Here is a 21,701-nt window from a genome sequence, read left to right as displayed (position 1 = left end):
GGACTGAGTTGATGCCTATCCTACCACCTCTGCCACGACCACAACGGCGCCGCATTCACAAAATCATCCATGCCACCCGTGATAAAGGACATGCTCGTCGCTTGATGGCCATCTTGCTGTTACATGAAGGACGCACGATCACCGATGTTCATCACCTTACCGGCGCTGCGCGCTCGACCATCGGTCGTTGGCTTCGGTGGTATCGAGATGAAGTCATAGATGCGCTAGAAGCCTTACCGGCTGGCCGTGCCCCAGTCTTACCTATCGCCAAGATTGTCACCTTACTGGTGCTGCTCATGCAGTTTTCTCCGCAAGATTTTGGTTATCAGCGCAGCCGTTGGAGTACTGAACTATTGGCTATAAAAATCAATCGATTAACAGGGCTCAATGTGGCAGCCTCCACGCTCCGCCGATGGTTACCTCGTATGGGCATTGTCTGGCGCAGGCCCGTGTGCCGACCTTGCGGATAAAAGACCCAGCCTATCAGGAAAAAATGGCGAATATCGACGCCGCGCTGGCCCGCTGTGATGCCGATAATCCGGTGTTTTATGAGGATGAAGTCGATATAGACCTCAATCCCAAATTAGGAGCCGACTGGATGTTCAGAGCGCAGCAAAAGCGGGTTGTCACACCGGGGCAGAATGCCAAGCATTATCTGGCAGGCGTTCTCCACGCAGGCAACGGAAGGGTACTTTACGTCAGCGGGATCAAGAAAAACTCATCGCTGTTTATTGCCATGCTGGAAAAGCTGCGCCACCACTACCGACGAGCCAAAACCATCACGTTGATCCTCGATAACTACATCATTCACAAAAGCAAACAGACCGAGCGATGGTTGAAGAAGAATCCCAAGTTCTGCCTGGTGTTCCAGCCAGTTTACAGCCCTTGGGTTAATCACATAGAACGGCTATGGCACAAGTTACATGAAACCATCACGCGCAATCATCAATGCAGAGGGATGGCAAACCTGCTGGCCCGAGTGAAACACTTCATGGATACCGTGTCTCCTTTCCCGGGGAATGGCTATGGCACAGCGAAGGTGTAGCACTATTGGGATCAGTTATTTAGAGGTTGCCGGCGAGGCGTCAGAAAATGCTGGAATCGGCCCTATCCTGACGCGGCCCAAGGTTCCGGCCTGACGCCTAGTTAGGGCGTACTTCAACTGGACGTTCGCGGCGGGCCTACGTTGGGTTTTGGTTCCATTGCTCCCCAAATCCCGAATAGGGAGCAGTGGAACAGGAAACGCACTTAAGCCAAGTCGGCTTAGCGTACGATTCTTCCCGAATTCTGCGGCTTCCCTTTCCAGCCCTTGGCGGTCATCTGTGGGGCCAGTTGCTCGAAGCAATCGGCGGTCAATGCCTGATCGGTCGTGATGGACCAACTTCATGCGTGGACGCTGTCGCCGGCAACACAAGATCTGGAGTTGTCGATCAGGGTGCGTTTAAACGCTACGGGAACGCAGAGCTACACCGAGCCGCTATCCTGATGCACCAAGGCTCCATTCTTGGAGCCTTTCTTGACCTGATACATCGCCTGATCGGCATGCTCGCTGAGCACCTCGATGGTCGTTCCATGCTGAGGGTAGAGCGCGATACCGACACTAATGGAAATTCGTGCTTCGCCACCCGCAGGCAAGGGGATTGGTCGGCGGACCTCCGAGATGAACAGGCTGGCCTTTTTGAGCGCCTCCTGTTCGTCGCTGACGTGTTGCAGCAAGGCCACGTACTCATCGCCTCCCACCCTGGCGAGCGTGTCGGAGGCACGGATGCAACACAGGAGACGGCGGGCCACGGTCTTTAGCACTACATCCCCCGCTTCGTGGCCATGGGTGTCGTTGACCGACTTGAACCCATCCAGATCCATGAACAGCACAGCCAGATGCGTGTTCTCGCGCTCTGCCAATGCAAGCGCCTGCTGTATGCGTTCACCGAGTAAGACCCGGTTGGGTAGATCGGTCAATACGTCATGATGCGCTCGATGGTGATAGGTATCCAGCTCCTGTCTGGACCGGCTGATGTCCTGATGGGTACCGTACATGATGAGAGGCTTGCCATCCCGATCCCATTTCCCCACCTTCCCGCGGTCCAGCACCCAGATCCAGTGCCCATCCTTGTGGCGCATTCTGGCCTCACACTCGTAGAACGGTAACTCCCCCGCAAAGTGCTGCTTGAGCAGCTGTTCTGACTTTTGCAGATCTTCCGGATGCGTGAGCTTTACCCAGGTGACGATGGAGATCGGCTCAAGCTCTTGGAGCTTGTATCCAACGATCCTCGCCCATTCCTCATTGAAGACGGTTTCACCGCTCTGGACATTCCACTCCCAGGTGCCGACCCGGGTGCCTTCAAGAATGGCGCTCAATCGAGACCTCTCCAGAGACAGGTCTTCTGTCATCGCGCGGGCCGCCGCTTCTGCCCGGGACCGACCCGACACCAGCAAAAACATCAGCCCAGCCAGCATGGCACTGAGCAAGACACCGGTTACCGCGATCACGATCGGTAGCCCTCTGTCCACCCGTTGCAGAAGGCTCGTGCTGCCATGTAGGCGAACGGTCCAGGTTTGTCCCATCATGCGCAGCCGATGCACCGATTCAAACCCTGGACTGATATCGGTACGCCCTGAACTGCCAAAGTGAGTTCGTGTCGCTTCAACCATCTCTTCGCCGTCGAAGATGTCGATGATCAGGTCACGCTCCTGCTCTCCGAGGAGACCCTGCAGGAAGTCTGTCATGCGAAACGGTGCATAGACCCAGCCGCGCAGTTGTTCCCGGCGCTCTGCTACGGTTGCCGCTGGCTGGTCAGTAGCGTAGATCGCCTGGTAGATCAGGAACCCCGACTGCTCCTGAACCCCCGTTTCCTGCTGGAGACGCACACGCCCCGAAAGCGCGATGGCACCCGTATCTACCGAGCGCTGCATGGCCTCGCGCCGCACGGGTTCTGAATACATGTCGAAGCCGAAGGCACGCAGGTTGCGTCCCGAAAACGGCTCCAGATACACGATCGAGGAATACAGGTCTCGTTGGCCTGCTGGTTGCACCGTGTAAGAGGGAAAGCCTTCGGCGCGGACCTGATCGATGTGGGTTTGCAGATCGGCAGGCCGGATGGCCCTGGCGAAGCCCACGCCTTGGATGCCAGGCAGGTACTGGTCCAGAGCCTGGCGATCGGAATACCTTCGGAAATCTTCACGTCCGACATCATCATGCACATCAAAGAACCCGGCCGTGCCCCGCAGGACCTGCTGGTAGGTGGCCATGCGGTTCTCGATGCGCTCAGCAGCCTCCCGGGCGCGGAAGTCGAAGTAGACCTGTTGTCGTTGATAGACGGACTCGACGATGAGTTGGTAAAGCACTACGGTGGAGCACAGGCCGATCAAAAAAACCACAAGAGGGATTAGCCTCGGCGACAGTCGGCTTGGTTTGCTAGAGGGGATCATTCGCTATGCCTCCTTGTTGATTTCCCAAAGTTAAACGTTACCATAAACAGCAACTCTCCGAAGCTCTTTTCTGATTTCTTCTTCCTTGCGAGCTTGGATCTTGGCTTCACGCTCGGGCGTGCTCATTCCTTCGTAGCTGACTCCGGCCTCGAACTCCTTGTTGTCAGCGAACTTTCTCAGTGCGTCTCGGGCTTGCAAAAAACCCTGTCCGGTGGAGATGAAAAACATCACCGCCTAGCTTTGAGTCATACCCGGTATTTGAGACCCATGTAATCGATCCGCCCTTGGATTTAATGACGATTTCCCGCATGGGGTCTTTATCGGGAAGGCTTTTCTTCTGCATACGGATGCGGTCATCACTTCCACCGGCCCTCACGTATCCCAGCTCTTCAGAGGGAAGCCGCAGAATTCGGGAAGAATCGTACGCTAAGCCGACTGTAATGGTCAAGTATTTCTGGAGAGATTTTAAGCCGCTTTTTTTAACTCATTATATTTTTGATGTGGCGTCTTATAATCTATTGCTGAATGTCTGCGTTTGTAATTGTAGAACTGGATATATTGCTCAACCACACTGACTACAGAACTGTGATTGATAAAGGCTAAATGGTTCAATCTTTCAGTCTTTAAACTCCTAAAGAATCGTTCCATCACGGCATTATCCCAACAATTTCCTCTACGACTCATACTTTGTTCAATGCCTAAGTGCTTTAGCTTTTCTCTGAACACGTTAGCAGAGTACTGGCAACCCTGGTCTGAGTGAAACATCAACTCCTGTGTATTTGGCCTCTGACGTTGTAACGCGTTATTTAATGCCGCTGTCGCTAACGCGGCATTGGGTTGGCTTGATAAGGCATACCCAACGATTTCTTTCGTTCCTAAATCAAGTACGCAGGCTAAATAACTCCATCCTTGGTGTGATTTTATGTAGGTAATGTCACCCACCCAATGAGTGTTATAAGTCGTAGGGTTAAACTGCCGTTTAAGCAAATTGGGTGCGTAAACATGTTCGTCACCAGTGTTAGGATAGTAATGCTTTTTCTTTGGCCTAATCGCTTTTAATCCCAAATTTTTCATTACTGTAGCAATGGCGTAAACCCCGACTTTACACTCTAAATCTAATAAGTCGGCCTGTATTCGACGTTTGCCATACGTCGCATTTGAATCAGAGAAGGCTTGCTCTATCAACTGTATCTGAGCTTGTTTTTCAACACTTTGTGGTATCGGTTTGTAATAAAAACTACTGCAACTGATCTCGAATACGCGGCACAATTCACTCATTTTAAAGCCTGGGTTTGCTTTCTTTACTTCGCGCATCATTTTAAGTTTTGATTGTCTCGAATGAAGAAAGCCGCAGCCTTTTTTAAGATATCATTATCCCTCATTGCTTGTTTTAGTTGGGCTTCTAGGAGTTGAATTCTTCGTTGGTCTTCAGTTAATGCTTTGGCATTTTCTGGTGTTTTACCGGCTAATTCAGCTTGGTACTGCACTTTCCATCGAGACACAGCAGATTTACCCGCACCTGACATATCTTCAATTTGCTTGTTCGTGTAACCCTGTTCGACCATCAGCTTGGCATATTCTAATTTTTGAAGAGGGCTGACAGTGATTTTCGTTTTTCTAATCATGATAAATACCTTTAAGATTTTGCTTATTTTAAGCTATAAATCTCTACAGTTTCATTAGACCATTACAGACTTGGCTTAAGTGCGTTTCCTGTTCCACTGCTCCCTATTCGGGATTTGGGGAGCAATGGAACCAAAACCCAACGTAGGCCCGCCGCGAACGTCCAGTTGAAGTATACCCTAACCTGATGTCAGATGCTGGGCGCAAACTACGTCAGAATAGAATTACAGTTTGCATTTATTGACACAAGCTGCCAAGGGTAATAGATTTCATCCTGACACTTTCACCTTTGGAGGCATCTTGCAAGGTCAACGCATTGGCTATGTCCGCGTCAGCAGCTTCGACCAGAACCCTGATCGGCAACTGGAGCAAATCGATGTCGGTAAGGTCTTCACCGATAAGGCTTCCGGCAAGGACACGCAACGTCCCGAACTTGAAAGGCTGCTGGCCTTCGTCCGCGAGGGTGATACCGTGGTGGTGCATAGCATGGACAGGTTGGCACGCAACCTTGATGACCTGCGCCGCATCGTCCAAGGGCTGACACAACGGGGCGTGCGCATGGAGTTCGTCAAAGAAGGGCTGACGTTCACCGGCGAGGACTCACCGATGGCCAATCTGATGCTGTCGGTCATGGGAGCCTTTGCTGAGTTCGAGCGCGCCCTGATCCGCGAACGTCAGCGCGAGGGAATCGTGCTGGCCAAGCAGCGCGGTGCCTACCGGGGACGAAAGAAATCGCTGAACAGCGAACAAATTGCCGAGTTGAAACGGCGAGTTGCGGCAGGCGACCAAAAAACCTTGGTGGCCCGTGACTTCGGCATCAGCCGCGAAACCTTGTACCAGTACCTGCGTGAAGACTGACCATGCCACGCCGCTCAATCCTGTCCGCCACTGAGCGCGAAAGTCTACTGGCACTGCCAGATGCCAAAGACGAACTGATACGGCACTACACGTTCAACGAAACCGACCTGTCGGTGATCCGTCAGCGTCGCGGCGCCGCGAATCGATTGGGCTTCGCCGTGCAGCTTTGCTACTTGCGATTCCCTGGCATCTTCTTGGGCGTCGATGAACCTCCATTTCCGCCCCTGCTGCGCATGGTGGCCGCACAACTCAAGGTGCCGGTGGAAAGCTGGAACGATTACGGCCAGCGCGAGCAGACACGGCGGGAGCACCTGGTCGAGCTGCAAACGGTGTTTGGATTCAAGCCCTTCACTATCAGTCACTACCGGCAAGCCGTGCACACATTGACCGAACTGGCCTTGCAAACAGACAAAGGCATTGTGCTGGCCAGCACCCTTGTTGAAAACCTGCGGCGGCAGAGCATCATCCTACCCGCCATAAATGCCATCGAGCGCGCAAGTGCCGAGGCCATTACTCGTGCCAACCGGAGCATCCATGCGGCATTGGCCGACTCCTTGACACCTGTCCATCGCCAGCGCCTGGACGAACTGCTCAAGCGCAAGGATGGTAGCAAAATGACGTGGCTAGCGTGGCTGCGCCAATCGCCCGCCAAGCCGAACTCGCGCCACATGCTTGAACACATCGAACGCCTCAAAGCCTGGCAGGCGCTTGACCTACCTGCTGGCATCGAACGGCAGGTACACCAAAACCGCTTGCTCAAGATCGCCCGCGAGGGCGGCCAGATGACGCCCGCCGACCTGGCTAAGTTCGAGTCGCAGCGGCGTTACGCCACCTTGGTGGCACTGGCCATCGAGGGCATGGCCACCGTCACTGATGAAATCATCGACCTTCACGACCGCATCATCGGCAAGCTGTTCAATGCGGCCAAGAACAAGCATCAACAGCAGTTCCAGGCTTCCGGCAAGGCGATCAACGACAAGGTGCGGATGTATGGGCGCATCGGTCAGGCGCTGATTGAAGCCAAACAAAGCGGCGGCGATCCGTTCGCCGCCATCGAAGCGGTCATGCCGTGGGACACCTTCGCCGCCAGCGTCACCGAGGCGCAAACGCTGGCGCGGCCTGCCGATTTTGATTTCCTGCACCATATCGGCGAGAGTTACGCCACGCTGCGCCGCTATGCGCCGCAGTTCCTGGACGTGCTCAAACTGCGCGCCGTGCCCACCGCCAAGGGTGTGCTCGATGCCATCGACGTGCTGCGCGGCATGAACAGCGACAGCGCGCGCAAGGTGCCCGCCGATGCGCCAACCGCATTCATCAAGCCGCGCTGGGCAAAGCTGGTTCTGACCGACGAGGGTATTGACCGGCGTTACTACGAGTTATGCGCCCTGTCGGAGCTGAAGAACGCACTGCGCTCTGGTGATGTTTGGGTGCAGGGTTCGCGCCAGTTCAAGGACTTCGACGAATACCTGGTGCCGATCGAGAAGTTCGCCACCCTGAAGCTGGCCAGCGAATTGCCACTGGCCGTCGCCACCGACTGCGACCAATATCTGCATGACCGACTGGAATTATTGGAGGCGCAACTCGCCACAGTCAACCGCATGGCGGCGACCAACGACTTACCGGACGCCATCATCACCACTGCATCGGGCCTGAAGATCACGCCGCTGGACGCAGCGGTGCCAGACGCCGCGCAAGCCTTGATTGACCAGTCGGCGATGTTGCTGCCGCACCTCAAGATCACCGAGTTGCTGCCGCACCTCAAGATCACCGAGTTGCTGCCGCACCTCAAGATCACCGAGTTGCTGATGGAGGTCGATGAATGGACGGGCTTCACGCGCCACTTCACACACCTGAAGACCGGTGAGACGGCCAAGGACAAAACCTTGCTGATGACGACGATTCTGGCTGATGGTATCAATCTTGGGCTCACCAAGATGGCCGAGTCCTGCCCTGGCACCACCTACGCCAAGCTGTCTTGGCTGCAAGCTTGGCACGTTCGCGACGAAACCTATTCGACGGCGCTGGCCGAGCTGGTGAACGCACAGTTTCGACAACCCTTCGCCGGAAACTGGGGCGACGGCACCACGTCATCGACGGCCAGAACTTCCGAACCGGCAGCAAGGTAGAGAGCACCGGGCATATCAATCCGAAGTATGGAAGTAGCCCTGGGCGGACGTTCTATACCCATATCTCCGACCAATACGCGCCCTTCAGCGCCAAGGTGGTCAACGTCGGCTTGCGCGACTCGACCTATGTGCTCGATGGCCTGCTGTACCACGAGTCTGACTTGCGTATCGAGGAACACTACACCGACACGGCGGGCTTCACCGATCATGTGTTCGGCCTGATGCACTTTCTGGGATTCCGGTTCGCGCCGCGCATCCGCGACCTGGGCGACACCAAGCTGTTCATTCCCAAGGGCGATACTGCCTACGATGCACTCAAGCCGATGATTAGCAGCGACAGGCTGAACATCAAGGCTATTCGCGCTCATTGGGATGAAATCCTACGGCTGGCCACTTCGATCAAGCAGGGCACGGTGACGGCCTCGCTGATGCTGCGCAAGCTCGGCAGCTATCCGCGCCAAAACGGCTTGGCCGTCGCCCTGCGCGAGCTGGGGCGCATCGAGCGCACGCTGTTCATTCTGGATTGGCTGCAAAGCGTGGAGCTGCGCCGCCGCGTCCATGCGGGGCTGAATAAGGGCGAGGCGCGCAACGCGCTGGCCAGGGCGGTCTTCTTCTACCGATTGGGTGAAATCCGCGACCGCAGTTTTGAGCAGCAGCGCTACCGGGCCAGCGGCCTCAATCTGGTGACGGCGGCCATCGTGTTGTGGAACACGGTCTATCTGGAGCGTGCCACCAGTGCTTTGCGTGCCCACGGCAAGGCGCTGGACGACACGTTGCTGCAATATCTGTCACCGCTGGGGTGGGAGCATATCAACCTGACCGGCGATTACCTATGGCGCAGCAGTGCCAAGGTCGGTGCGGGGAAGTTCAGGCCATTGCGACCGCTGCCACCGGCTTAGCGTGCTTTATTTTCCGTTTTCTGAGACGACCCCTTAATAGCCTCGACTGTAGCCTGCTCATGCGTCGAGTTTAGATAGGCATGTAGAAAACAGATACCAATGGCCTGGACACCTTGCTCACGGAAATACGTCAGAATCGACGGCAGACCGGATAAATCCAGTGGTTTGACGACTTCACCAAGGTAATTCAGCCGCTCAGGCAATTCGAGACGTAAATGACGCTCAACAAAAGGGCTGGGTTTGCTGTAGCTGTTATTAAAAATATCTGGTGTGTTACCGCGGGCTATTTCCAGCACATCGCGAAAGCCTTGGGTGGTTATTAGGCCAGTTTTTACCCCTTTGCGTTCGGTAATAGCGTTTATCACCACAGTAGAGCCGTGGGCAAAAAAATCGACGTCCGATAAGGTTAATTGCGCTTTTTCAGTGGCATGAATGACGCCCTGTTCAAAATGAGGTGGCGTGGTATCACTTTTCACTGCTTTCACCTGACCATCCACGACATAAACCAAATCGGTAAATGTGCCGCCGACGTCTGTTGCTACTCTAACCGTCATAGAAAACCTTTTGCGAATTCAGATAAAGAAGAAAGCGGGTGGCGGAGCGCTGCCACCCGGATTGAGGCTTTAGAAATTGTATTTGGTCTGAATGCCGACCTGACGTGGCTTATTAGGCATCCGGATTAGCGGGTTAAACAGGAATACAGTTTCAGCCGACCGCTCGTTGGTCAGGTTGTCAGCGAATAGCGACACCGACCATTGGGCTTGTTCCAGTGTGAAGTTCAGGTTTACAAAGCTGTGACTGCTGGACTTGCCTGTATCGGCATTAAAAATGTCAAAGGCACGTGAGCCCATCGTATTGAAGGCCAGACGTGAGGTAAGTGTCATGGCCTCTGGCAGTTCCAGACTGTGTGTGATGGAGCCATTAACATTGAAATCAGACACATAAGGCATAGTGCCGCCTACTGTGTCCTGCAATTCTCGACCAGACAGAATATCAATGCCTTTGTTTTTAGTGATTTCGTTATCAATGACGCCTGCACCCAAAGCAATTTTTAAGCTGTCGGTCAAGTTCAAGGAGGATTCAACTTCCAGGCCATTGATGGTTACTTCATCTATGTTTAAGTTTTCCAACGTAAAGGTGCTTGGGTTTAAGCGGGTAAACTGAGCGTTGTCCTGCACTATGTGAAAGGCCGCAACATTGAACCATAACTTATTGTCCAGCCAGCTGGTTTTTGAACCCAATTCCAGCGTGTCCGAAATTTCTTTGTCGTATTTGCGGTTCACTGTTGGTGAATATTCGTTAAAGCCACCAGAGCGGAAGCCTTTGGAGTAGGTGCTGTAAAACTGCACGTCATTGGTGTATTGCCAGGATAACGAGGCTTTTGGTTGCAGCTGGGCATAAGTCTCTTCAGCCTGCGAAGCTGCCTGATCGCGCTGATCGTAGGCTTTGCGGGTTTCTGAGTCGTAACGCAGCGCCACAGTCAGTTCCAGCTCGTCAGTGAGGTCATAGTTGCCCTGACTGAATAGCGCATATGCGTCACTGTTCTGCACTGTTTTTTCTCCGGCAAACACCAGGCTTGGGTCTTGCACGATCAAGGCCTTCACCTCGTCGTAGCTAACCCGCTCGGTCGGTGTAACATCCCAAACCTGATCAAACGATACGTCACGGTCTTTGGTTTCGGCAAAGCCACCTAAAGTCCAACGAAACTCTTGGTCTGTCGGAGAAGTAAAACGGACTTCAGCACTCTGACCCTGCTCACGAATTGGGTTGATTTGGCTGATCGGAAAGTAAAAGTTCTCTTCGCTGGCATCCAGATGGGTAAAGTCGCCATCTGAGAAAAACTCAATATCGGCATCTGTCGCTGAAGTGACGACCGTTAATTTGCCGGCATCAGCTTCATGCTCCAATTTGGCGGAAGCAAACCACATCTTTGAACGATCTTCACCCACTACGTTACTGTCATTCTGGATGCTGAAGTTTTCCAGTTCACTGGCATCAATAAATGCCATGTAGTTGCTGCCTTGTCTGACATTCGAATAGGTCCCCTGCAGAGTCACTGTAGTATCGTCGTTAACGACATAAGACAACATACCCTGTGCACCGTACGCACCATCCACAAAATCAACTTTTTCATGTAGATAGCTGTTATCGATTAGACCTTTGGCGTCGTGGTAATTGGCAGAAAAGCGGCCATAGAGTTTATCTTCGATCAATGCGCCACTGATCGCCGCATTGACTTTGACGTCATCACCTTGAGCAACCGAGGCTTGCAATGCTCCTTCAGTGTCATTACCAGGTGATTTTGTGACGATATTCACAGCGCCGCCAATGGCGTTTTTTCCATACAAAGCGCCTTGAGGTCCCCGCAGTACTTCAATGCGTTCAATATTGTGTAAGCCTTGGTTGATAAATTCTAGGTTTGGCACTGTCACGCCATCGACCACAAAAGCCAACGGTGCTTCACCCACTTGTGGGGTAATCAGGCCACGAACAGTGATAAAGTTCAGACCGGAACGAAAGTTGGAAGATACATCCAGATTTGGCGTCAGCGCAGAAAAATCCTTAATGCTGGAAATACGTGCTTGCTCAATTTCTTTGGCATTAATCACCGTCACCGAGTCTGGCACTTGCTGCAAGGTTTCCACCCGGCCACGAGAGGTCACCACAATACGTTCGACCTCTGTGTCGGCAGAAGCGGAGGTTTGCTGTGCCTGAACTGTGCTATTGAGAGCCAAAGCGCTGAATATGGCTAAGCTGAGCCTAGCGGGGGAGAAAACCTTGTTGCAATTCATAAGAGACCTTCCAGCTTTATTGTTTTACCATCGGTGAGCTTGCTGGCTTTACGGTAACTCAAAACTCTCAAAAAAATTTTGCGATTGCAGGGGATGTTTTGAAACTATTTACGGATCGCATGGGGCGTTGAGAAATATTCAATCGTAATCTGTACTTTATCCAATGATTGACACGTATAGCTTACAACGCAACAAGGCCCTTCGTGATTAAAGGGCCGAATGCAAGCAAATAAATGCGTGCAAATAAGAGATGGCTGGAAGGTAATTCACTCTAGAATTCCCCCTAAAATACTAGACTCTCATTAGGTTAAAATTGTAGTGACTAACTGAATTTAGTCATTTGAGAAGAGTTCCTGTAGCCCTGTTCTCGAAAAAACTAATGTCTGTAAATAAGGCAAAGCAGTGTTTCGTTTTTTCGAGAGCACCTGATCTGAACAGCAGCTTTTCGCTCAAAGCGGTCCAATCATAAATTTGGCTCGTTAAATTTAGCTGTTGTTACTGTTACTGGTCACAACAGCTAGTCAGAAACACATACGATTCATTCATCTATCTGGCCAATCACTCTTACCGGGATCTTTAGCATGTTAGCTCTATGAAATTTTCTGGAGCTGACAATGAGAACCCCTTTGTTTCCTTGGTTTATCCTATGGGTGACCATCCCAATCATTATTTTTTTTCTATTCATTTTGCCCGCCCATGCTAGTGATGGGCAATTCTATCAGCGTGGGCAGGAAGGCTGGTTTTGGTATCAGGTTATTCCTGAACCTGAGCAGCCTGATGAGCTGATAGAGCCGAAAGCTGGTTTCGTGGAGTCCAGTCAGAGCGAACTAAAGCCTTTTAGTGCCGCATGGTTCCGAGAGCATATGCAATCGTTTATGGACAAGGCAATTGATGAGCCAACGAGTGAGAATGTCAGAGCCTATCTTTATCTTCAGCGCGTCATGATGGATAAAGGCTCACTATTTGCTGATGTTAGTCAGCAGGTGGTCATGGGTGATCCTGTTTTGGATGAAATCAGTCGCAGACCCTTGGCGACCTACGCTGCTAATCGGATGGACCGAGAAGCTGGCGCTCAACGGGATTTTGCTTTAGGTGAAGTAGCAAAGCGAGCAGGCTTGTTCTTTTTCTATCGTTCGGATTGCCCTTACTGCCACGCTCAAGCGCCTATCATCGAATCAATGGCTTTAAACTACGGTTTCGAGGTATTTGCTATTGCTGTCGATGGCTTGCCTTTACCGGGTGGAGAGTTTCCCAATTTCAAAGTCGATTCAGGACAAGCTCAATCATTGTCCGTTAAGACTGTCCCTGCCGTGTTCTTAGTTGATCCACCTAATGTCATCACTCCCATTGGCCAAGGTGCAATGAGCCTTGATGAACTGAATAATCGAATCATTCTCGCAGCCCATCAAGCCGGTTGGATTGACGATCAAACTTACTATGCCACCAGACCTGTTCAACCCGGCGTGTCACTCGCGATGTCAGCCCAAGAGCTTAACGAAAAGATATTACAGGACCCTGAGTTCCTTGTTCGCTATCTGCGTGCAAAAGGAGGGTTATAACGATGAAAAAAGTATTCCAAGTATCGCTAATCGCCTGTGCGATTGGTTTTTCATCTATGAGCCAAGCAAGCTTGCAACAGGAGATGAATCAGTTGTTTGGTTCAATGACCAACACCACTGCGCCTGGTGTATTCGAGAGTCAGCGGCGTGGCGTTATATCTGGTGGAAGCGTTGTTGTCCGTAACAGGATCATGAACGAGAACCTCGTCTCAATGGTGCCTCCGTCATTCCAAGCAGGTTGTGGCGGCATTGATATGTTCGCTGGAAGTTTGTCATTTGTTAACGCGGATCAGTTTGTTCAATTACTTCGCTCTGTTGCTGCAAACGCCAAGGGATATGCATTTCAATTGGCGCTCAGTGCTATGTGTGAGAAATGCTCCCAGCACATGGAGACTCTGCAAAAGAAAATCCAGCAGTTGAACGAGTATTTCGGCAATTCCTGTCAAATGGCTCAGGGAGTCGTGAACGATACCCTGGCTGCTTTTGGTAAAAAGGGGCAAACAGAAGCCAGCATGTTGAGCTCACTTAAAGGGGCTGGAGACGTTTTTACCAGTTGGAGTGAATCCAATGGTAAGAACCCATATGAGAACGCTTCGAGTGTCGCGGCATCTGATGTGAACAAAACGATTAAAGGTAATTTGGTTTGGCGAGCATTGAAACGTCACTCGGCATCAAGCTGGTTTGCATCGGGGGATGACCGTTTTCTTGAAGCAGTTATGTCCGTGACGGGCTCGATCATTGTTGGTGATCTAGCTAATGCCGCTGATGGCCACGGTAAAGCCCCAAAACTGACCAGGCTGAATGGCAATAAAGTGACTATTGAGCATCTAATTCATGGCGGCAACGTCGCTATGTACCGATGTGACACAGTGACGCAAGACGGTTGTCTGAACCCAACAATCACTAATGTGACTCTTACCGGGTTATCAACTCAGGTAGAAAATTTACTTCTTGGTACAGGTTCTAGTAACGGCATTATTTTTAAATTTGCTCGAAATACAGGGGCTGCTAGCTCCACCGAAAAGGCTTTTATGACCTCGGCTCCCGCGAGCATTGGCGGCATGATTCGAACACTTTCTGCATTAAATGAAGGGGCCGCTAGGTCGTTTGCTTCACGAGCAGCACCGTTTATTGCTGTTGAGATGGCCCGAGCATTGGTTGAAGACATGCTCAATGCAGCTAGAAGTACCTCCGGTGTGGAAGATCATGCCTATGCGAAGTTATTAACGGAAGACCTTGAACGTGCACGTCGCCAAATCAATGAGGAGTACGCCGCGTTGCAGCGAAGATACGGCTCAGAGCAAGAATTGCTGGCGCATTTTAACCAGGTGATTCAGACCATTCGCAAACAGCGTTATTACACCGTTAAATCTACGGCGCTGGGGGAATAGATAATGTGGGAAATCTATTCCATCGGGGATTCGGCTTTTTTAGAGCAGGTCCTGAACGCTGTCGCGATGATCACTGGTACAGGCGACTTTACTTCAATGGTTCGCATTGGCTTGCTCATTGGGGTATTGATGGTCTCTGTTCAGGCCTTAATGCAAGGTGGTCGTGGGATTAACTTTCAACATGTTTTAGTCTCATGGCTAGTCTTTGCAACCATGTTTGGGCCCAGTACCCGAGTGAGCATTGAGGATGCGTACACGGGACAAGTTCGAGTGGTTGATAATGTGCCCATCGGTGTTGCTGCCGCAGGTAGTACGATTTCGACTGTTGGCTTTCAAATCACGCGATTGTTTGAAACGGCGTTCTCAACTCCCGCCATGACGGAATACGGCTTTGCATCCAGTTTACAGTCACTGATTAAAGTGAGAAAACAGGTGATGGATCGCTCTGGTTTGGGTGATGCAAATCGTGTCGCCGGTTCGGACATCGAGCAATCGTGGTTTAACTACATCAAAGAGTGCACCTTGATTGGCATCGACATCGGCCAAAAGAACCTAGATCAGGTGCTGAGTGATCCTAACCCGATGACTGCTATTAGGTTTGATTCGCGCATATATGGCACACGCATCATGCTCAGTGGTAGCAGTAGCGATCTGGACTGCACCGATGCCTATAGCCAACTGAAACTCATGACAGAATCAACCTTCATTCCAAGGCTTAAACAGGTTCTGTCAGCCTCATTGGGGACTTCGTCAGCAACGGACACTGATGACGTGATCCGAAATGCACTGAATAACCTTGGTTTGGCTTCGGTTAACACCCAAGAGTACATGACCGCGTCAGTGCTTTTGCCTATTTATGAGCAAAGCGTGACGGGCAAGTATATGGATGATCAAGCTTTCACCGCCGCCGTTATGGTTAATCAAGCGATTGAACAGCGCAATACACAATGGGCGGCGGAGCAGACTCTTTTCCAAAGTATCGTTCGTCCGATGATGACGTTTTTTGAGGGTTTCATTTACGCCATCACCCCATTGATGGCCTTTGTGATTGCCCTTGGCCAAATCGGGATGCGAATGGCCGGGAAGTACTTGTTAATCCTGCTTTGGATTCAACTTTGGATGCCTGTCATGGCCATCATTAACCTGTATATTCATTTAACCGTTGCAGGGAAAATGTCGGCTCTTGATGCCTTTGCAGGTACAGAAGTACCATCTTTTGCTGGGATGATGCAGATGGATTCAGTGCTGCAAACCTGGATAGCTACTGGCGGCATGTTGGCGTCGAGTGTTCCGGCAATTTCGCTCATGCTCGTGTATGGCTCAGCAATAACTGCAACCCACTTGGCTGGACGTCTTCAAAACGGTGATGCCATTGATGAAAAGATGGCAAGTCCAGATGTCGCGAAAAATGCCCCGGTAATGCAATCACAGTCAATGTTCCAGAATTCAGCCCTTACGGGTTCTGCTATGACCGGAGCGTCAAACCTACTAAGCAGTTTCTCTGTAGGAAGCGCAGTGGGTTCAATGGTCGGCTCTGCAAAAGAATCCATGACTCAGGCAACCCAAGCCTTTAGTCGTCAGGTTGGGAATACTATGAGTCGAACTTTTGGTGAAAAGCTAAGTTACGACAACCTGTCTTCGGTTGGACGTCAGATCGGCTCATCTAACTCCGCATCTAGCGCCGTTGTTAATCAGGTTACTGATGACCTGCAAACTCGGTATGGTTTTGGAGACGATAAAAAAGATGCTGTACGTGGCTTGGTATCTGGCGTGTTATCGGGAGGCTTAAGGGTCGGTGGCGATGGAACCATTACAAATACCGATGATAAAGAAGTAGCAGATAAAGGGTTCTTGGGAAGATTACTTGGTACAGGGGGGAATGACTCCCCACAGGGCAACTTGCCAGGAGTCGATAAGCCAGACGCATCTCGTGTACCAAAAATATCACGGTTACGAGCAGGTTTGGATTTAGGTGGTAACTTTAGTGGCCAAGTTGAGTCATCAGAAGGCAGTTCTCGATCTACGACCGCAAATACGCTCACTGGGGAGATGCAAAGCTTGGCATCAAGTGATTCACGACGTGCTGAGTATCGCGATGCAATGGTTAAGGACCTTTCAGATTCAAGACGTTCTGGCGTTGAGATGTCCTTGTCTAACCAAGACTATCAGTCTCTTCAGAGTTCAGCACAAGACGTTGTCACGGCATCAAACCGCTTTAGTGAGCTTGATCAGGCCAGCTACAGTCTATCAGGACAAAGAAATACTGATGGTGCGACGTTAACCCGATTAGCGGCGGATAATCCTGAAGTCATGGATTATTTAGGTCGCTATATGAACCAGCATGTTGAAGCCGGTAACCGATTACGTGAAAACCTTCCAATGTATCAGCGCTTGTTACCTGATGATAATCAGGCGTATGTGGCCGCAGCTATGGAGTCTTTAACCTATAGCAATTCTTCAACGCCCGCTGAACGGGACAATGATTATCAAGCAGCAATGACTGTTATGGCCATGGCTACCGGAGCCGATTTACGATCAATTCAGCCGCGCTCAAATGAAGGCTTGTCATCAACTGCACCTACTTTTGGTGGTACTCAAAGCCAAGTTGAATCGGGTGTATTGGGCGGCTACGAGGATGCAGCAACAGTTCAAACTCAGTTCAACGCAGCTCAATCGGCTTACCAAACCAATCTGTCTGGTATAGATGGACAGTTGAATGCGCATCAGCAGCAAGCTCAGCAGGCCGTAGCTACTGACACAAGTACCTATCAATCTGGACTAAACAGTGAAGCTGGATCTCAGTGGCGATCACGCATTATGGCTGATGATAGCGGAGTTTCTGGTGCTGAAATGTTCTTCAACAGCGCCAGTGCTATTGGTGATTTCAGTGGCAAGCATACTGATGCAGCACTGCATACCTTGAATCACTTTGGCGAAGACTATGAGAGTTACAAAGAACAAGCGCTTGAAGATCCTGGCTCACGAGGTTTCTTACACAACGCTACGGTGGCCAGCAAATCAACCTGGGATGGCTTAAAAGCCGCCGTTGATGCAGGAACCTCTTTGGAAAACCCATTGACGGCGTTTAATGATGCATACAGTGGATCGAGTTCGCAGTATGCTTCCGAAGTAAACTGGGGCACTAAGTCTGAAGCCATGTTGGCGGGGGCATTCGGTGCGGCAGTTAACAATCGATATGGTGAGTTCCTAGAGCAGTATGCTGATGATTTTAAAAAGGAAGCATACAGCGAAGGGCAGAGAATGGGATTGACCCCGATTCAAAGTCAAGTGTTCGCTCAAGCTTTCAATGAAGGTTTGGCGGGGCGCGTATTCAACTCTGAAGACTCATCGAGTTGGTCGCCTGAAATGCTTGGCCTAAGGGAGCAAATGCTAAATGAGTATCGTCAAAAGGATGAGAGTGGCGCTTACATCCCTGACAGTGTGTCTGAAGAAGATAAAGCATTTGTGGATAAGCAGATAGCGGTGATCTCAAATGCATCCCTTGCGGGAGATTATGCTCAGAACAACTTGATTGATATTAGGGCCTATAACCAGGCATCAGGAAGGAACTAGAAATAGAAGGTAGCCAGCGTGATAGGCTGGCTACTTTTTTGGTTTTTTGGGGAGAATAGATGAGCGACCATCTGCAAATTCGTTTACCCAGTACCAATATTTTTTTTCGCTCAGGCTTAGTTCTCGACCGGTATCTTTCAGTTGCCTTTGAAACAAACGGATTAGACCGCTTAAGCCTAAGAAAGCTAAGCCGACACAGAAAATTGTCCAACTCACTTGCCAATATGCGATTGCTAAAAACATAGTGGTGATGGCTATAAGGCCGATGGGGTTGCAGGTCGCTTTGAATCCCAAGTAGCTGAAAAAAACGACGGTGCAGAACAGAAATGGCAGAGCCGCTAACTTGGCAGATGCCGTTAATATTTCTGATGGAAAAAAATGAGCCGCAGCCAAAGTCGCCAGAAAAAGCCCCAGTGATATAACCCAGCAGCGTGCTGGTAAAGATTTAAGTAAGTTTGTCATCTTAGTACTCTCAAAGTGCACGGGCGGTGCACAATCAAATCATGTATCAGCATGTCAGTTCTCAAAAAGTGCTCTAGTGGTTTGCTCAGCCATAATCTCGCACACAGGACATTTAAGCTGAATGCGCTGTTGAGATACCGTCAAATACAGACTACCGCATCGACACCGGTGTAAGGATGCAAGCTGTGATCTTAAATCACGAGCTAGAACCCAACCTTCATTGATGGTCAGTTTTTTCCAGGGGATCTCAGCTGGAAGCTCTGCCTCTTCTCTCGCAACCAAGTACGCATCGTAAGCCTTCATCAAAGCATCGATATTTAATTGCTTGTAGACATTATCACCACCAATATTGACATAAAGCGCCATCAGCAGGGAGCCTTCAACTAGGGCTCTTCTGCTTTTAACGATGGCATCAGATTCTGGCAACTGACCAGGACAAGGTGACTTGCCAGTCACTTCTTTGTGCAGCCTTCTGATAATGTGGATTGGCAAACCTGTATCGAGCGCGATAATGGTCGTTCGAAATCCGTACTTAATAAGCAGCGAGGCTCGGGTAAACAGCTCACTTTTGGACAGGTTATCAATCATGCATCCCCCTTGTTGTTTAGGGTTGATAATAAATAAGCGATTCTTGGGATACCTGTGCCTTTGCTCTTCACCATCTCAATCAGTTGGCTTTGGTTACCCCTTGGTTGAAACAGCATGAATGATGAGGTCGCCACTCGTTGCAGGTCGTCAACACCGGCATTAATCAGTGCATCCACCACGTCGCGTGTAAGTCCAAAGCGCAAGACCGCCTCTTGCGGATCAATTCGCGATAATTCACGTGCTGCGTGTAGGTACGCCAAATTTAATTGATAGAAGTCTTGTTGATTGGTTGTCATTGACGGACCTCCAGTTCATGTAAAATATTGCGATAGATAGAAAGCACTCTTTGCCCATACCAGCGTGCACGCTCTTCGTTCCAACTGTGATAGCGGCCTATGCCAAGCTCTAAATCGTTTGGTGAAGACTTGATTGCTTCGGCCAAAATACTGGAGCCGACAGTAAGGTTGGTGATGGGGTCTAGCAGTTCAGCTGCTGAGCTCACTCGATGCCCATGCCAATGCAAATTGATTTGCATAAGGCCAATATCGAGCTGGTATTTTTCACTCTCTTGCAGTGCCTGGTTTAACAGTTGCTCCGCTTCTGTCTTAGATTTGGCGTAGGTTGCGTTTGAACCATTGCGAATTGCGTATGGCCATGGACTGGTCATGTTAAGACCTCGATGTGAGGCTGACTCAGCCAAGGCAACGGCGTAGAGCATGACTGGATCAATACCAACACTTTGTGCTGCTTTTTCCCACTGATAGCCCGGAAACGCATAGACTGAAGTGCTTGCGGACATGGCTATCACTAGGGCAACGGTTTTTGCTTTAATCGTTTTCATTTTTGTCCTCTAATTGATTTTCGAGAAGCGCCTGAATGGCTTTCGGGCTTATTCTTTTCAAAGGCACTGCGCTAAAATTGGCGATGCCTCTCGTGTAAACTTGTGCCGCTTTTGACCAGTCACCCACGGCAACAGGCGCTTGCATATCAAATCCTTTTTGCTGGTTCTGATGGTCTGCAATACCCTGTAATAGCCTTGGGTATTCACCCACTTCGTCCCGCAGCAAGTAAGCCTGGTAGCGTGTTAAAAACTCTTTTTGCTTAAAGGGGTATTCCCTGTCATCAACTTTGCAGAGTTCAACCCATCCCCCCATGTCTGAAATCACGCGGTGGATAAGTGCATCGTCAAACATCACGGATGTCCAAGCACCAACCTGACGAACAGCCTTGTCAACTTTGTTCCAAGCAACCATGGCTCTTGAACCCGAGTTGCCATCGATATGCTTGATGACGTCAGCGGGCTTTGGAAAAAATTGCCCAGTATCCGGTGATTGAATATGCCGAGTCAGACCGATTCGCACTTCTTCAATGCTATAAGCACGAAGGGCTTCAAATGCGATGGATAGCAATTGCGGTGATACGCTTTTGCCATACATGGCCCAAGCTGCTCCCCAAACTTCAGCAAACTCGCGTTTATCAACCTCCTGCACTTGAACGAACCTCCCGAATACCTGGTCCGGCCCAGCTTTCAGCGATGCGACGATTGCTTTCTTCAATATTCAATTGGTGATTGCTGCCCTTTAGGCTCGTCGATGATTGCTGTACTTCATCAATGCGAACGTACTCGTCTTCCCATTGCCGGTTTAAAAGCCAGTTATGTGGCATAGGGGTCTTAGTCCGATCTTGATACTGTAATCGGTTGTCTCGTTGCTCTTTCCAGCGTGTTAGCACTTCCAAGGCGAGTTCATGGTCTTCATTGAGGCCCATGCGTAGCCATTCTTCTTTGGCTTTCGCTTTTTTTTCTTTGCGTATTTGTACATCCCAGAAGTCTTCAAACTGTATGTGGTCAACAGTTTTAACTGTTGGTTTATTGCTTCTCTCAGAGTCATCCGACCGTTGAGAGTCCCTTACCGGGTTGCCATCAGGCATAAACAATGATGAAAATTCTTCTGGTAGCCGAGCTTGAAAAGCGGCAAGAGATTTCAAAAGCGATGCCATACCAATGAAGTCGGCAGGTACATCTTTAAGCAACCGAAAGGCTGCCTTACCTTGGTTTGGGTTTTCGATTGGGTTGTGCTTCAGAAAGCTTCGAATCAAAGTCCAACCAGATGCCTCGCAACGAATCAGGAACTGATCTTGTTCTAACTCACTTAACGTCTTGGCAACCTGTTGCTCATCCCAGTTCAAGTCAGAAGCAACGTAACCAATCGGCAGTCGAAAGCAGCCAAGCAAATTACAATGTGGGCATGTAAGCAAATACAGTCCTAGCAACTTCGCTGAGTCACTCCAGGACAAAACATTTTGCTTTAGCCAAAAGCGGGTATAGACCTTGCCATAATCACGCATGGAGGAACTCGCTTTTGTGTTTACGTAAAATGCTGACCATTATTTGCCCTTAATC

14 protein-coding genes and 2 pseudogenes are annotated in these 21,701 nt (G+C 50.4%); 6 read left to right on the top strand and 10 right to left on the bottom strand.

Going from position 1 to position 21,701, the window contains the following annotated elements; translation table 11 throughout:
- Positions 1–11: 11 nt before the first annotated feature.
- A pseudogene (locus tag ACHUE3_RS09985) lies at positions 12–1,045 on the top strand (IS630-like element ISAhy2 family transposase).
- A 419-nt stretch (positions 1,046–1,464) separates the two neighbouring features.
- On the opposite strand, the gene ACHUE3_RS09980 reads toward ACHUE3_RS09985, so the two are convergent.
- Both ACHUE3_RS09980 and ACHUE3_RS09975 read right to left on the bottom strand, forming a co-directional pair.
- On the bottom strand, positions 1,465–3,429 hold the full coding sequence (locus tag ACHUE3_RS09980) for a CHASE domain-containing protein (RefSeq protein ID WP_394192309.1): 1,965 nt from the start codon (positions 3,427–3,429) through the stop codon (positions 1,465–1,467).
- 465 nt (positions 3,430–3,894) lie between these two features.
- Positions 3,895–5,054 (bottom strand): IS3 family transposase gene (locus ACHUE3_RS09975; protein WP_394192308.1). Its coding sequence is split into 2 segments (ribosomal slippage): positions 3,895–4,796 and positions 4,796–5,054, totalling 1,161 coding nucleotides; the frame shifts between segments, so codons are not numbered across the junction.
- A gap of 298 nt (positions 5,055–5,352) precedes the next feature.
- Between ACHUE3_RS09975 and ACHUE3_RS09970 the strand changes: the two genes are divergently transcribed.
- Positions 5,353–5,910 (top strand): recombinase family protein, encoded by a 558-nt coding sequence (locus ACHUE3_RS09970; RefSeq protein ID WP_394192307.1) that lies wholly within the window; start codon positions 5,353–5,355, stop codon positions 5,908–5,910.
- A 2-nt stretch (positions 5,911–5,912) separates the two neighbouring features.
- Positions 5,913–8,935, top strand: a pseudogene (locus ACHUE3_RS09965) (Tn3 family transposase).
- On the opposite strand, the gene ACHUE3_RS09960 reads toward ACHUE3_RS09965, so the two are convergent.
- Both ACHUE3_RS09960 and ACHUE3_RS09955 read right to left on the bottom strand, forming a co-directional pair.
- Complete coding sequence (locus ACHUE3_RS09960; protein WP_394192306.1) at positions 8,932–9,489, bottom strand: hydantoinase/oxoprolinase N-terminal domain-containing protein; 558 nt, start codon at positions 9,487–9,489, stop codon at positions 8,932–8,934. The pseudogene ACHUE3_RS09965 and the gene ACHUE3_RS09960 overlap by 4 nt on opposite strands.
- A gap of 69 nt (positions 9,490–9,558) precedes the next feature.
- Entirely contained in the window at positions 9,559–11,727 is a 2,169-nt protein-coding gene (locus ACHUE3_RS09955; RefSeq protein WP_394192305.1) for a TonB-dependent receptor, read from the bottom strand.
- 614 nt (positions 11,728–12,341) lie between these two features.
- Here ACHUE3_RS09955 and ACHUE3_RS09950 point away from each other — a divergent pair.
- Genes ACHUE3_RS09950 through ACHUE3_RS09940 form a run of 3 tightly spaced genes read left to right on the top strand, consistent with a single transcriptional unit; the run spans position 12,342 to position 18,250 of the window.
- The gene (locus tag ACHUE3_RS09950; protein WP_272669800.1) at positions 12,342–13,286 is read left to right on the top strand and encodes a thioredoxin family protein; all 945 of its coding nucleotides are present in this window, start codon (positions 12,342–12,344) and stop codon (positions 13,284–13,286) included.
- Between the two features lie 2 nt (positions 13,287–13,288).
- Positions 13,289–14,677, top strand: coding sequence for a conjugal transfer protein TraH (locus ACHUE3_RS09945; protein WP_156845733.1), 1,389 nt, complete (start codon positions 13,289–13,291; stop codon positions 14,675–14,677).
- Positions 14,678–14,680: 3 nt separating this feature from the next.
- Entirely contained in the window at positions 14,681–18,250 is a 3,570-nt protein-coding gene (locus tag ACHUE3_RS09940; protein WP_394192304.1) for a conjugal transfer protein TraG N-terminal domain-containing protein, read from the top strand.
- A 30-nt stretch (positions 18,251–18,280) separates the two neighbouring features.
- Here ACHUE3_RS09940 and eexR read toward each other — a convergent pair whose 3' ends face one another.
- Genes eexR through ACHUE3_RS09910 form a run of 6 tightly spaced genes read right to left on the bottom strand, consistent with a single transcriptional unit; the run spans position 18,281 to position 21,646 of the window.
- A complete protein-coding gene (eexR, locus tag ACHUE3_RS09935; protein ID WP_049544963.1) occupies positions 18,281–18,712 on the bottom strand; it encodes an entry exclusion protein EexR in 432 nt (143 codons plus the stop codon).
- A 54-nt stretch (positions 18,713–18,766) separates the two neighbouring features.
- Positions 18,767–19,300 carry a FlhC family transcriptional regulator gene (locus ACHUE3_RS09930; RefSeq protein ID WP_043116920.1) on the bottom strand — a complete coding sequence of 178 codons (534 nt, stop codon included), beginning with the start codon at positions 19,298–19,300 and terminating at the stop codon, positions 18,767–18,769.
- A complete protein-coding gene (locus tag ACHUE3_RS09925) occupies positions 19,297–19,596 on the bottom strand; it encodes a flagellar transcriptional regulator FlhD (RefSeq protein ID WP_115113645.1) in 300 nt (99 codons plus the stop codon). Before ACHUE3_RS09925 ends, ACHUE3_RS09930 begins: the two co-directional genes overlap by 4 nt.
- Positions 19,593–20,141, bottom strand: a complete 549-nt coding sequence (locus ACHUE3_RS09920; protein ID WP_000848909.1) for a lytic transglycosylase domain-containing protein — start codon at positions 20,139–20,141, stop codon at positions 19,593–19,595. The genes ACHUE3_RS09925 and ACHUE3_RS09920 overlap by 4 nt, the downstream gene beginning before the upstream one ends.
- Positions 20,128–20,790 (bottom strand): DUF6475 domain-containing protein, encoded by a 663-nt coding sequence (locus ACHUE3_RS09915; protein WP_032481453.1) that lies wholly within the window; start codon positions 20,788–20,790, stop codon positions 20,128–20,130. Before ACHUE3_RS09915 ends, ACHUE3_RS09920 begins: the two co-directional genes overlap by 14 nt.
- The gene (locus tag ACHUE3_RS09910) at positions 20,777–21,646 is read right to left on the bottom strand and encodes a hypothetical protein (RefSeq protein WP_008843243.1); all 870 of its coding nucleotides are present in this window, start codon (positions 21,644–21,646) and stop codon (positions 20,777–20,779) included. Before ACHUE3_RS09910 ends, ACHUE3_RS09915 begins: the two co-directional genes overlap by 14 nt.
- Between the last annotated feature and the right edge of the window lie 55 nt (positions 21,647–21,701).

This window comes from Pseudoalteromonas atlantica (genome assembly GCF_043641955.1).
Lineage (GTDB): Bacteria > Pseudomonadota > Gammaproteobacteria > Enterobacterales > Alteromonadaceae > Pseudoalteromonas > Pseudoalteromonas atlantica_A.
This window is presented reverse-complemented; position numbering and strand designations above follow the sequence as displayed.